The following is a 13006-nucleotide window of genomic DNA, read 5'->3' as shown; positions in this document are numbered from 1 at the left end:
AAACAGGTAGTATCTTTTTCATACGTCGGCACGTAGCGCAGCCTGGTAGCGCATCGTCATGGGGTGGCGAGGGTCGAGAGTTCAAATCTCTCCGTGCCGACCAAAATAGTAAAAAAAACCAACCTTTTACGGTTGGTTTTTTTTTGCCTGAACATCCGGACTGCTTGACTCTTAAGGGCGTAACCGCGAAGATGCTGTATATAAAAACAGTTATCATGAGGCAGTTATGTTTGTTGAACTCGTTTATGACAAGCGCAACGTTGCAGGTTTACCGGGCGCCAGTGACATCATCCTGAATGAATTAACAAAACGCGTGCACCGGATCTTCCCGGAGGCAGTGGTGAAAGTGAAACCTATGCAGGCGAACGGTTTGAACAGCGATGCCAGCAAAAGCGATCGCGAGAAACTCAACCGCATGCTGGAAGAGATGTTTGAAGAAGCGGATATGTGGATGGTTTCTGAGTAACCCCCCTGCACTTCTTTCTTACGACTATGACCCCTGGCGACTCATCCCAGGGTTCATTAAACAATGCTCACCATTCGTATAGTTGTTTTATGTCGCAGTGTGAGCATGTGATTGCGCGTTTCACAGCTTCTGCGATAATTACTTAAAAATGCCGGGCACCATCATGAATCCCAAAGCTGCCATGCCAATCCACACACTGACGCGTTTTAAACCGCACGCGCAGATTGACCGATTGATCCATCGCTTTCTTCCCCACGCACAGCTTAAACAATTTTCCGCACACCGTATCCTGCATCTCGATAGCCAGGGTGAGCGTCTGTGCTTAATTCTCCTCGAAGGGTTGGTGGATATTTCTCGTATTGATAACGGAACGCTTAAAGGAACGCTGAAAGCGCCCTTTGTGGCCGGAATATCGCATCCAGAATATATGGGGAATGCGTTTCGATTGATGAGCGTCACCGCGGTGAATGTCGCGATTTTGCCTTACAAAACCGCCATGACGATCATTAAAGAGCAGAAAATGTGGGAAGATTACAGTAACTATCTTCTCTACATTATGGGCCTGCACTCTGCCTTGAGTCATTACAGTATAGGGCTACGCTCGCGGGAGATTATCCGTGACTGTCTGGTTGACTTAATGAACGAAAGTGAGCAATACCGGCTGAAAACAAACTCATGCAAATATATTATGGAAAAAACAGGGCTTTCCCGCAGTGGCGTAATGAGTATTCTGGCTGAAATGAAAAGCGAAAATATCATCGGTATTCAGCGAGGTGTATTGACGTTTATTAACGACACCCCTCGTTAGCCCTTATTTATTGTTTTCTGTCATTAAAAAGGCCATCAATCGATGGCCTTTTAATTTACATTGATTCCCGTTACATATGGAAGCCACCGCCCGCACCCACATGCCCGCCAAAGGCGTGGTCATGCGCATTGTCCGCACCGGTTCCGGTTCCATGTTCGGATTGGGAAGAAGCCGTATTACGGTTATTACCGCCTTTCTTCGCATGCTGGAAAGCACTGTGGAACGGGATACTTACCTGAGTGGATGGGGTCAGCGTCGAAGCCTTAACCACACTTTTATGGCCTGCCGTATCCGTAATCTGGACCTGAGTATCTGGTTTCAGGGTATTTGCCGCGACGTTAATGGTTGCGCCAGTAATGGTTGCGCCAGTGTTTGGGCGCGTCGACGGACCAGAATAGCTGATTACACGCGCTGGTTCCGAATAGGTGGCCGTTCCGGAGCGTTTTACACCGTAATTCGACAGCTCCGCTTCGTGCTGTGCCATCTCCGCTTTCGCCACCGCTGCCGCCTGCTGATCCGCGACACTGCTGTCCAGATGCGTCGCAGGCCCAATCTGATGCGTTGGATAACCCGCAGGATTAGACTCTTTAATGATGCCCGGTGCCATTACCCAGCCCTTGCTGTGGCTGGCAGTGGCAGACGGAGAATTTAAACGCGCTTCAGCGATTTTCGCATCACGTTCAGCATTGGCCTGCGCTTTCTCCGCAGCATCTTTTTGGTTCTGCGCTTCTTGCTCTGCTGCGCGCTGATCGGCATAAGCCTCCGCGCGCATTTGGCCCGCAACATTCATCAGATCACGATCGTCTTGCATTGTAGTGTGAGTCACACTGTGGTTATTGTGAATAACCTGATCGTGGGCTGACTCCACGGCATGCTCAGCTTGAGCGACTTCAGCCTTCGCCTCATCAACTGTCATCGCATGAGCTGAAACAGAAAAAGAATACAGGACCACCAGAGAAATAATTGTTTTTTTCATCACATCACTCACTAAATTTATTCAACAGTAAACCCCGCCTTTAATTAGCGTTACGGGTTTATGATTATTTTCGAAGCCAGAAATGTTTACATTTAATCTTTTACGAAACAGAATTAAATTTGTGTGACAAAGGCTATAGATATTAATAAAGGAAAGCAATTATGCACTCTAATACAATCAATGAAAGTTTTTTATAGGATTGACTTTATTTAATGTATACATAATACGTGTTAATTAATGATATTTTTGACATGCATGAGGTTAACGCAAACGTAACGTTTTAACATTTTCAGAACGATTCAGGCATAAAAAAACCAACCCGAAGGTTGGCTTATTTATCATGGGCGATTATTCAATGCTTATCAGGGCCACCGAGGAAAAAGATCCCCAGCGGAATCGCCAGTAAAATGGTGAAGACCATGCTGTAAACAAAAATCATCGCCGACTGCAGAACGTACATGCTGGTCGTCCACTGTGAGAGCGGAATATTGTACTGCTCAATCACACCGACGATTGTTGCCCGTCCGACGCCTGCGGCGGCAATCAGAAACACCACAAACAGCGCCAGTAAAAACTTCCTGCCTTCGGGGGTTTTAAGCTTTGCGCGGACCATGTCTCTCTTTCCTTTACAGATGAATAACATTATTTAGCGCTAACCCTAACACGATCTCCCCTTTCATTCCATATCAGCATTTATCTCTGCCATACAACCACAAAAGCAGTGTGATCAACCGAGTGAAATCAAAATATAGGTAAATCCCACCAGGCAGCCGTCTGCACTATGCTAATCTTGCATCGATTGTTTGACATAAAAGGAATGACTGTGAAAAACACACCTAAATTTGCCATCGCCCTTCTGGCTGCTGCCTGCATGAGCACCAGCGCCTTCGCAAGCGAAACGCCGAAAGCGCAGCCTCTGGAAAAGATTGCGCCATACCCGCAGGCGGAAAAAGGCATGAAGCGTCAGGTTATCCAGCTCCCGGCTCAGGAAGATGAGTCTGCGTTTAAAGTAGAGCTGCTGATTGGACAGAACCTGGAAGTGGACTGCAATCGTCATCGCCTTGGCGGCAAACTGGAAAGCAAAACCCTGGAAGGCTGGGGCTACGACTATTACGTCTTCGATAACGTGACGTCTCCTGTTTCCACGATGATGGCCTGCCCGGACGGGAAAAAAACGCAGCAGTTCGTGACAGCGTATCTTGGCGATAACAGCCTGCTGCGCTACAACAGCAAATTACCGATTGTGGTTTACACGCCCGAGAATATCGACGTGAAATACCGCGTCTGGAAAGCCGACGAGAAAGTCGAAAACGCAGTCGTGCGTTAAAAAAAAGCCGGGTAGTGATACCCGGCTTTTTGTCCTTCATAGTATTTACAGCGCGATATCCGCGACCGGTTTAGATTCCGGCTGTGGTTTTGCCTGCGGTTGCGCCTGCGGTGCCACATCTGCTGCCTGCGGTTTTTCGTATTTGAGCTGCAGAACACCGCTGGTGTATTCCAGCTCTTGTTCCGTCGCTGCCACGTTACCGTTCAGTTTGGTGCCATAAGACGGAATAATGTTTTTCAGCTTCGCCTGCCATTCCGGGCTGGCAACTTTATCCTTAAACACTTTTTCCATCAGATGCAGCATGATCGGTGCCGCAGTGGATGCTCCAGGCGATGCGCCCAGCAGCGCGGCAATGGTCCCGTCTTTGTCGCTCACCACTTCCGTACCCAGACGCAGAACGCCGCCCTCTTTCGGATCGCGCTTGATGATCTGCACGCGCTGACCCGCCTGCCATAAACGCCAGTCGGCTTTCTTCGCCTGCGGGTAGTATTCTTGCAGGGCAGCAAAACGGTCGTCATCGGAGAGCATCACCTGGCTAATCAGGTATTTCACCAGATCAAAGTTATCCAGGCCCACATCCACCATCGGCATAAAGTTCGAGGTGGTGGTGGAACTCAGCAGATCCCACAGGGAGCCGTTTTTCAGGAATTTCGTGGAGAAGGTCGCAAACGGCCCAAACAGCACCACGCGTTTGCCGTCCAGAATACGGGTATCGATATGCGGAACAGACATCGGCGGAGCGCCAACGGAGGCCTGACCATACACTTTCGCCAGATGACGGTTCACTACTTCCGGGTTATCAGAGACCAGGAACTGGCCGCCAACCGGGAAGCCCGCATAGTCGTCGGCTTCCGGAATACCGGACTCCTGCAACAGTTTCAGCGCAGCGCCACCGGCCCCGATAAAGACGAACTTCGCCTTGATCACGTGCTCGGCTTCATTGTTTTTCAGATCGGCAACGGTCACGCTCCAGCTGTTATCCGCGTTACGCTTAAAGCCACGCACTTCGGTGCTGACCTGCAGTTTGAAGTTGTCTTTCTTCTGCAATGCGCCCACCAGCTGACGGGTGATTTCACCGTAGTTTACGTCGGTCCCGATTTCAGTACGGGTCGCGGCCACTTTCTGGTTCGGGTCACGCCCTTCCATCACCAGCGGCGCCCACTCTTTAATCTGCGCATGATCTTCAGAATATTTCATGCCACGGAACAGGCTGCTCTGCTGCAACGCGGCGTAGCGCGCGCGCAGGAAGTTGACGTTGTCGTCGCCCCACACAAAGCTCATGTGCGGAACGGTATTAATAAAGGAGTGCGGGTCGTGCATCACACCACTGTTTACCTGATGTGACCAGAACTGGCGGGAGATCTGGAAGGCTTCGTTGATCTCAACCGCCTTCTCGATACTAATGGAACCGTCCTTTTTCTGCGGCGTATAGTTCAGTTCCATGAGTGCCGAGTGGCCCGTACCGGCGTTGTTCCAGCCGTTCGAACTCTCCTGCGCCACGCCGTCGAGGCGCTCAACCATGGTCATCGACCAGTCTGGCTGTAATTCCTGTAAATAGGTGCCCAGCGTGGCGCTCATAATGCCGCCGCCAATTAAAAGGACGTCCGTTTCCTGCTCTTTAGGCGTATCCGCTTTCGCCGCCATTGAGATGGCGCTTAGCCCTACGGCCATAGAAAAGAGCATGGCAGTCATTTTTTTCATCATTTATGCCTTACTTGTAGTCGTGCTTTTTACGTGGAAAATGCAGGTGAAATAAGCTGCGGGGGAACGTTAACAATTTTTAAACATTGTTTAAAGGTTAAGAAATTATTGTAATTGTGAAATTAAATGTTTGAATAATTGTGTGGGTATCAGGATTGCTGGCTGGCACCGCGCGGCTTTTCTGGCTACTATGCTGCACTTTGTGATCGCGCGCACGGAAGCCTGCCCTAACCTGCGAATAGCTATGTCATTACCACACACTTCTGCCCTGACGCCTGACGATGGTCGCGTCTCGAGCGTACTGCGCTCACCTAAAATGTTGATGCGCGAAACCTTAGCCGGCGTGATTACCGCTCTGGCGCTTATCCCCGAAGTGATTTCGTTTTCCGTGGTCGCCGGAGTGGACCCGAAGGTGAGTCTCATCGCCTCGGTGGTGCTCTGTCTGGCGATGTCCTTTTTAGGCGGCCGTCCGGCGATGGTTACCGCTGCTGCCGGTTCCGTCGCCCTGGTGATCGGCCCAATGGTGCATCTGCACGGGGTTCAGTACATTTTGCCTGCCGTGATCCTCGCCGGTCTCATTCAGATCCTGTTTGGCGTGCTCGGCATGGAGCGTCTGATGCGCTTTATTCCCCAGTCGGTGATGACCGGGTTTGTGAATGCCCTCGGCATTTTGATTTTCTTTGCCCAGGTGCCCCATTTCTGGACCAAAAGCCCGCTGATCGTCGGACTGTTTGTGCTGACGCTGCTGATAGTCCTGTGGGCGCCTCGGGTTATCAAAAGCGTTCCCTCCCCGCTTATCGCCATTGTCGTTTTAACCCTCTTTACCGTGACCAGCGGGCAGATTCTGCCGACCGTCGGCGACGAAGGCTCCATGAGCGGCGGGCTACCGGGTCTGACGCAGCTGCTGGTGCCGCTGGACCTGCACACCCTGAGCATTATCTGGCCCTGCGCGCTCAGCATCGCCTTTGTCGGTCTGATGGAATCGTTGCTGACGGCAAAACTGGTGGATGAACTCACCCTGACGCCGTCGAGTAAACGCCGGGAGAGCATCGGGCTGGGGGTTGCGAATATGATGTCCGGCTTTTACGGCGGTATCGCCGGTTGCGCAATGATTGGGCAAACCATCGTTAACGTGGAGATGGGGAAAGGACGCAGCCGCATATCTACGCTGGCGGCGGGTGTGGTTTTGCTGATTCTGGTCACCGGCTTGAGCGAAGTCATGGCGCACATTCCGATGGCGGTGCTTGCCGGGATTATGGCGATTGTGGCGTTCAAGACCTTCAATTGGCATAGCATTCAGCCGGGAACCATGAAAGACGCGCCGATTGCTGAAACCCTGGTTATGCTGGTGACCGTTGCGGCCACCGTCTCAACCGGCAATCTGGCAATTGGCGTACTGGGCGGGATCATCGTGATGGTGATAATCCCTGCCCGGTTGAAGCGCAAGCACGCGGTTACAGCAGGAAAATCGTCGCCAGGCCAAGGAAAATAAAGAAGCCGCCGGTATCGGTAATGGCGGTGATCATCACGCTCGACCCCACCGCGGGGTCGCGCCCGAAGCGGGTCATCGTCAGCGGAATGATCACCCCCATCATCGATGCCACCAGCAGGTTGAGCACCATCGCCAGCATCATCACGCCACCCAGCGCCATATCGTCGTACAGCCACCAGGTGATGCCGCCCATAATCCCGCCCCACACCAGGCCGTTAATCAGTGCCACACCCATCTCCCTGAAGATCAGGAACGTAAAGTTCCCAGGCTGGATTTTCTCCAGCGCCAGGGCGCGTACGATCATGGTGATGGTTTGATTCCCGGTGTTACCGCCAATCCCTGCCACAATTGGCATCAAGGAGGCCAGCGCCACCAGCTGTGAAATCGTGTGTTCAAAGCCGTCGATCACCCGGGAGGCAATAAAAGCGGTGCAGAGGTTAATCGCCAGCCACGCCCAGCGCGTTTTGACCGCTTTGCCGACGGAGGCATGGACGTCATCTTCGGCGCTCAGACCGCCTAACGCGCGCAAATCGTTGTCGGTCTCTTCATACACCACGTCAACGATTTCATCGATCGTCACGCGGCCCATCAGTTTGCCGACAGAATCCACAACTGCGGCGCTGATCAGGTTGTCACGTTCGAAGGTACGCGCCGCCTTTTCAGCGTCATCTTCCGGGGAGAAGACCATTGGCTCGTTATTCATGACCTCACTCACCCGACGCTGTGCATCGTTGAGCAGGATGGATTGCAGCGACAGCTCGCCAAGCAGGGTTTTGTCGCGCGCCGTGACAAACAGCTTATCGGTGTTTTCCGGCATTTTCCCTTTGCGGCGCAAATAGCGCTGCACGGTGGCCAGCGTGACGTCCGGGCGCACCATGATCACTTCGAACTCCATGATCGCGCCGACGCTGTCCTGAGCGAAGTCCATCACCTGGCGTACGCGAGCACGCTCTTCCGCCGGCAGCGATGCCAGCAGGCGGCCCGTCAGGTTACGCGGCAGGTGTTGAACCAGGTAGATCTGCTCGTCAATATCCAGCGTCTGCACGGCATCGAGCAGTTCGCGGTCGCTCATATCATCGATGAGATCATCCCAGACGTTCTCCGAGGCCTCCAGGAGTACCTGTCCACGCTCATGATCCTGCACCAGTCGCCACAGGGCGTGACGCTCTTCCGAAGGGAGAGACTCGAGGGTATCCGCCAGGTCCGGCGGTGGCAGATGGGCAACCAGCGCCCCTACCTCAGCAATATCGTCGGACAAGGTACCGACGTCATATTGCTCAGCCAGGGTCAATTTTCCGAGTAACGCCGACGTGACCGCTTTATCAGTGGTCAGAAGCCAGATAAGTCGGGCACGCTCCTGATCGCGCAGCCTTGCGCTGTTTTTGTTTATCAACGACATCAATCATAAATCCATGAAATAAGGTGATATCAAGCATAGCGTGGGGGAATGTAAATGATAATAAACAAATGGGCGGAATGGATAAAAAAGGAGCGGATAGCAGGTTTTGTCGTAAAACAAGCCGGGTAAGGCGTGGCCGCCCCCCGGCATGTTTACCTTTACGCAGTACGCGCCACGGCATCTCGCGAGGCGGCATCGCGCTCCTCGCCGGTCAGCTCGCTGAGCTGTCCGTCACGCATCTCCAGCAAGCGGTCGGCGTGAATGAAGTAGTGATCGTCGTGGCTGATGGCGAAAATCGTTTTGCCCATCGCCTGCATCAGCGGCAGCAGCACCTGATAAAACTCGCGGCGGAAGTGAGGGTCCTGGTCGGCCGCCCACTCATCCAGCAGAATGATGTCGCGCTCTTCCGCTAACGCCAGCAGCAGCGCCACGCGTTTTTTCTGCCCTTTCGACAGTTTGAGATTAAGGATTTTGCCGTCCTGAAGCTCCAGCTTATGCGACATTTTCAGCTGTTCGAGCCACTTCGCGACCAGCTCAGGATTTGCCTGTTTGCCTTCCGGCCCTAACAGCTGATCGAACAGCCAGACATCCGTAAAGACTGCGGAGAAGAGCTTGCGATAATCTTCCGGTTTCTCAACGGACAGCGCTTTTCCGTCCAGCAGGATTTCACCCGACTGCGGCTGATACAGCCCGGTCAGCAGCATCGCCAGCGTGGATTTTCCGCTACCGTTGCCGCCAATCAGGAACAGCAGTTCGCCGCGATGGATGGTCAGATTGACCGGGCCGACGGCAAAGTTGTTATCCTGATAATGGAAAGTGACGTTGCGCAGTTCCAGCGTTTTCCAGTCCGGGAAGGCATCCGGGCGCGGGAACTCAGGGCGGAACGGCGCCAGCGCAAACTGATTCAGTTTTCTGAAGGCCACCTGAGCACTGAGTAGCGTCGGCAGCGCACCCACGGCGGAGAGCAGCGGCGTACGCAGGAACAGCAGCGTCAGGGAATAGGTCGCCGCCACGTTAGTGTCGGCCCAGCCGAGGCTGTTTGCCATCCAGAACACCAGACCGATTGCGCCCAGCATCATGATATTCGACCAGTTCACGGCGCTCAGGTGGAAGGTATCGGCGCGAATGATGTGATGGCGATATTCGCGTGCATCGGGAATATAGAGGTTGTTAAAGATGTGCTCGGCGCGCTCGCGGTTGAGGGTCAGCTCTTTGCGCCCTTCCAGCACCGTCTGGTAGTCGTTATAGAGCTTATCTTCTGTTTCACGCAGCACCGCCATGTGCTTATACACGCGTGCCACCAGCAGGTAACCGCCCCAGATAGTGACCACAATCCAAATCGCGGTCACCGCCAGCATTTTGGTCGATAGCCACGCCAGATAGGCTGCTGAGCCAAAGGTCAGAATGATACCCTGCACCAGCTCCGGCAAACGCACAAAGGCAATCGTAATCGCTCGCACATCGCTGGTCAGCCCCGCCAGCAGTGACGCACTGCCCAGCTGTTCGATGCGTTCAACCTGCGTATCGAGAATACGTTTGATAAATTCGCCGCGCAGGCGATAGACGAAATGGTGCCCCAGGGCCGTCAGCGCCAGCTGCGAAGCCAGCGTGACCGCCATCAGCAGCAGCAGCAGGCCGAGAAACTCCGGCAATACCGACAGTTTCGTATCGACCATTTCAATCAGACGGACGTTAATAAAGGCGATAAGCCCAATGCCCAGCGCGGCGCTGGCAAGGCTGAGCGCCATAACCGCGACAAACGGCCAGCGGTACTGACGCCAGACAAGGAGAAGTAGTTGCATGCAAAGCAATCCGGACAAGAAAAAACAGCCAGCAGTGTAAACTGCCCGACGGTTACATCAAGAATAATTCTTATTTTTATTCGCTATCCGATGCCTGGCGGAAGGTAAGATTGTAGCGGTACTCCCCTGCCAGTGGATGAATGCCAGGTTTAAGGGGTTGAATCCCGTGATAAAAAAGCCGAGATTCCCCACCCCACACCACCACGTCACCGTGCTCAAGCATCAGCCGCTTAAGCGGATCGCTGCGCTTCAGGCCGCCAAACTGGAAGACCGCAGGCAGGCCCAGCGAAACAGACACAATCGGCGCACGCAGATCCGGCTCGTCTTTGTCCTGATGCAGCGATAGCTTTGCTCCCGGCGCGTAGCGGTTGACCAGGCAGGCGTCGGGCTGAAAGTGCGGATAGCCCGCCGCGACTGCCGCGTCATGACAGAGCGTGCTGAACGCTGCGGGAATTAACGGCCAGGGCTGGCCCGTCACAGGATCGATAGGTGAATAGAGATACCCGCGATCGTTTGTCGTCCAGCCAAGCGATCCGCAGTTCGTCATCGCCACGGACATGGTGTATCCGCCCGGCGTGACCATATGGCGGAACGGCGATAGCGCAGCGACCTCAGCAATTGCCTGAAACAGCGTATCGGCGCGCGCTAAAGCGAAGCGGCGCAAAATGGTGGCACCGGGCGCCAGCGGCTCTTGCCAGGGATCGCTATCCGCAAACAGATCCAGCATTACTCCTCCTGATTTTTCGCTTCACGCTGCAGCAACTGCGCTTTGCGCGCCGTTCCCCAGCGATAGCCGGACAAGGCGCCGTCGTTTCGCACGACGCGGTGACAAGGGATAACGATCGCCAGCTTATTGGCCGCGCAGGCGCTTGCCACCGCCCGCACCGCGTTGGGTTTGCCGATGGCACTGGCGACCTGCTGGTAGCTCGCAGTTTCACCGCAGGGGATCGCGCGCAGTGCCTGCCAGACCTGCTGCTGAAACGCGGTACCGCGAATATCCAGCGGCAGCGCCAGCGCCGTGCCGCTGTTATCCAGACTCGTAATCACCTGATGCAGCCTGCCCGCAAAGGTCCCCTCGGGCGTTTCCTGCTGTGCGTGAGGGAAAAGCGTATGAATCTCTTCTGCCAGGGCATCGTCATTATCGCCCAGTAAAATCGCACAGATCCCGCGCTCACTTTCCGCCACCAGGCAACGGCCCAGATCGCAGTCGCTAATGGCGTAGCGCACGGTCACGTCATTCCCGCCATTGCGGTACTGCTTCGCGGTCATGCCCAACACGTCGTCTGCTTTTCGGTAGTAGCTGCTGCTGTCGGGGAAACCGGCGGCCAGTACGGAATCGGTAATGGTATCGCCCTGCGTCAGTGCGGCCCGTAAACGTCGCGCGCGCGCCGCCTGCTGCCAGGATTTCGGCGTCATCCCGGTGTGGGTTTTAAACAGCCTGTGAAAATGGAACGGGCTCATCGCCACCGCTTCTGCCAGCGCAGTCAGGGTCAGCGCAGAGTCCTCTTCCAGCAGGCGGCAGGCTTGTTCGATTTTGGCCATTTTTGCGGCCTGAGGATCGGCTTTGTCCGGCGCGCAGCGTTTGCAGGGGCGAAACCCGGCCTGTTCAGCATGACGGGCATCGGGGAAGAAACGGACATTCTTGCGCAGCGCGTGGCGCGCCCGGCAGGAAGGGCGGCAAAAGATGCCGGTTGTCTGGACGGCAAAGACAAACTGGTTATCGGCACTGGAATCGCGGGCCAGCACTGCCAGCCAGCGTTCTTCATCGGTATTCAGGATCACGTTTTTCATCATCGGCTCCTCTTACAAGCATACTCACACAATGCCGGAGTGCCACTGAACAAAAACCCGCAACCTTGCTTTTTAATTTTGTTCGCTAATTAAGAAGCTTTGGAACTGCGGCGACATCCAGGTTTTAAACGTCTCGCCCTCGCGGGTGATCATATACACTGCCAGCCCTTCCTGGCGCACCACCTCTTTCGCCTTCTCTGGTCCCAACACCATCAGCCCCGTATCCCAGGTATCGGCCTCCAGCGCAGTAGGAGCGATGACGGTAACGGAGACCAGATTATGTTCGATCGGGCGACCGGTCTGCGGATCGATGACGTGAGAGAGGCGTTTCCCGTCCAGTTCGTAATAATTCCGATAGCTTCCGGAGGTACTGATGCCGTGGCCGTTAATATCCACCACCGCCTGGACTGCGTTCTGGGTGTCGGTCGGTTTTTGGATCGCCACGCGCCAGGGCTGATCGCTGGCATTCAGGCCACGGCTGACCAGCGCGCCACCGACGGAGACCAGATAGCGTGAGATCCCTTCCTGGGTCATCAGCGCGGCCAGATGATCCGCCGCGTAGCCCTCCCCGACCGTTGAAAGATCCACAAACAGATCGGGAATGTCTTTTTGCAGATACTGCTGCCCGTATTGGTTGATCACCGTCAGATGCTGCAAACCGGTGCGGGCGCGGGCATCGTCGATTTGCGCCTGATCGGGGATTTTCTCCGGCTGTTTCGTCGGGCCAAAGCCCCATAAATTCACCAGCGGCCCGACGGTAATATCCATCGCCCCGTTGGTTTTATAGCCAATATGCAGCGCCTCGGTGACGATGTCGGCCATCGCCTCGCTTACGGGCCACAGGGAGGTGCTATTGGACAGATTGAAGCGCATCAGCGCAGAATCATTTTTATAGGTCGAGAGCAGCTGATCGTCAGCGTCGAGCTGAGACTGAATTTTACCGCGCAGTTCGTCCGCGCGTCTGGCGTCAACATTCATGATGCTGACGCGCCAGAAGGTTCCCATGGTTTTCCCTTCCAGCACCGTAGCTGCAGGCGCAGCGGGTTTCACCGAAGGGGTGGAAGAGTCGCATGCCACCAGTAAGAAAAAGCTCGCCAGAATGCCAGCGCGCCAAAAAGTCATGTCCATTCGTTATCATCCTCATGCCTGGGCGGCAAGAGTATATCAAACCCGGTCGCAGGTAAGGCCCTAAAAAGAGAATAGAAAAAGGGGCCATAAGGCCCCTTTGTGTTACTGAGCGTGTC

12 protein-coding genes and 1 tRNA gene are annotated in these 13006 nt (G+C 54.5%); 5 read left to right on the top strand and 8 right to left on the bottom strand.

The window, feature by feature from the left end:
• The first annotated feature begins 26 nt into the window (after window positions 1-26).
• From F153LOC_RS01365 to F153LOC_RS01355, 3 genes are all read left to right on the top strand, one after another.
• Window positions 27-103, top strand: a tRNA-Pro gene (locus F153LOC_RS01365).
• Window positions 104-226: 123 nt separating this feature from the next.
• Entirely contained in the window at window positions 227-466 is a 240-nt protein-coding gene (locus F153LOC_RS01360) for a DinI family protein (protein ID WP_100779492.1), read from the top strand.
• A 163-nt stretch (window positions 467-629) separates the two neighbouring features.
• A complete protein-coding gene (locus F153LOC_RS01355) occupies window positions 630-1274 on the top strand; it encodes a helix-turn-helix domain-containing protein (RefSeq protein WP_107703206.1) in 645 nt (214 codons plus the stop codon).
• A gap of 70 nt (window positions 1275-1344) precedes the next feature.
• Here F153LOC_RS01355 and F153LOC_RS01350 read toward each other — a convergent pair whose 3' ends face one another.
• Complete coding sequence (locus F153LOC_RS01350; RefSeq protein ID WP_146003448.1) at window positions 1345-2250, bottom strand: hypothetical protein; 906 nt, start codon at window positions 2248-2250, stop codon at window positions 1345-1347.
• A 352-nt stretch (window positions 2251-2602) separates the two neighbouring features.
• Window positions 2603-2863, bottom strand: coding sequence for a DUF2534 family protein (locus F153LOC_RS01345; protein ID WP_100779489.1), 261 nt, complete (start codon window positions 2861-2863; stop codon window positions 2603-2605).
• Window positions 2864-3067: 204 nt separating this feature from the next.
• On the opposite strand from F153LOC_RS01345, the gene eco reads away from it, so the two are divergent.
• Window positions 3068-3577, top strand: a complete 510-nt coding sequence (gene eco / locus F153LOC_RS01340; RefSeq protein ID WP_100779488.1) for a serine protease inhibitor ecotin — start codon at window positions 3068-3070, stop codon at window positions 3575-3577.
• A gap of 45 nt (window positions 3578-3622) precedes the next feature.
• Here the strand turns inward: eco and mqo are convergent, their stop codons facing one another.
• Window positions 3623-5278 (bottom strand): malate dehydrogenase (quinone), encoded by a 1656-nt coding sequence (gene mqo, locus F153LOC_RS01335; protein WP_102104882.1) that lies wholly within the window; start codon window positions 5276-5278, stop codon window positions 3623-3625.
• 190 nt (window positions 5279-5468) lie between these two features.
• Here mqo and F153LOC_RS01330 point away from each other — a divergent pair, with 190 nt between their 5' ends.
• The gene (locus F153LOC_RS01330) at window positions 5469-6770 is read left to right on the top strand and encodes a SulP family inorganic anion transporter (protein WP_102104883.1); all 1302 of its coding nucleotides are present in this window, start codon (window positions 5469-5471) and stop codon (window positions 6768-6770) included.
• On the opposite strand, the gene mgtE is transcribed toward F153LOC_RS01330, so the two are convergent.
• The 5 genes from mgtE to apbE form a co-directional block, all read right to left on the bottom strand.
• Window positions 6733-8169, bottom strand: coding sequence for a magnesium transporter (gene mgtE, locus F153LOC_RS01325; protein ID WP_102104884.1), 1437 nt, complete (start codon window positions 8167-8169; stop codon window positions 6733-6735). The two genes, F153LOC_RS01330 and mgtE, sit on opposite strands and share 38 nt — an antisense overlap.
• A gap of 158 nt (window positions 8170-8327) precedes the next feature.
• Window positions 8328-9971 (bottom strand): multidrug ABC transporter permease/ATP-binding protein, encoded by a 1644-nt coding sequence (locus tag F153LOC_RS01320; protein ID WP_100779484.1) that lies wholly within the window; start codon window positions 9969-9971, stop codon window positions 8328-8330.
• A gap of 76 nt (window positions 9972-10047) precedes the next feature.
• Window positions 10048-10698 carry a DNA oxidative demethylase AlkB gene (gene alkB / locus F153LOC_RS01315; protein WP_102104885.1) on the bottom strand — a complete coding sequence of 217 codons (651 nt, stop codon included), beginning with the start codon at window positions 10696-10698 and terminating at the stop codon, window positions 10048-10050.
• On the bottom strand, window positions 10698-11762 hold the full coding sequence (gene ada, locus F153LOC_RS01310) for a bifunctional DNA-binding transcriptional regulator/O6-methylguanine-DNA methyltransferase Ada (protein WP_102104886.1): 1065 nt from the start codon (window positions 11760-11762) through the stop codon (window positions 10698-10700). The genes alkB and ada overlap by 1 nt, the downstream gene beginning before the upstream one ends.
• 72 nt (window positions 11763-11834) lie before the next feature.
• Window positions 11835-12890 (bottom strand): FAD:protein FMN transferase ApbE, encoded by a 1056-nt coding sequence (gene apbE / locus F153LOC_RS01305; RefSeq protein WP_102104887.1) that lies wholly within the window; start codon window positions 12888-12890, stop codon window positions 11835-11837.
• Window positions 12891-13006 lie beyond the last annotated feature (116 nt).

Source organism: Lelliottia sp. F153, assembly GCF_002870005.1.
Classification (GTDB): Bacteria; Pseudomonadota; Gammaproteobacteria; order Enterobacterales; family Enterobacteriaceae; genus Enterobacter; species Enterobacter nimipressuralis.
This window is presented reverse-complemented; position numbering and strand designations above follow the sequence as displayed.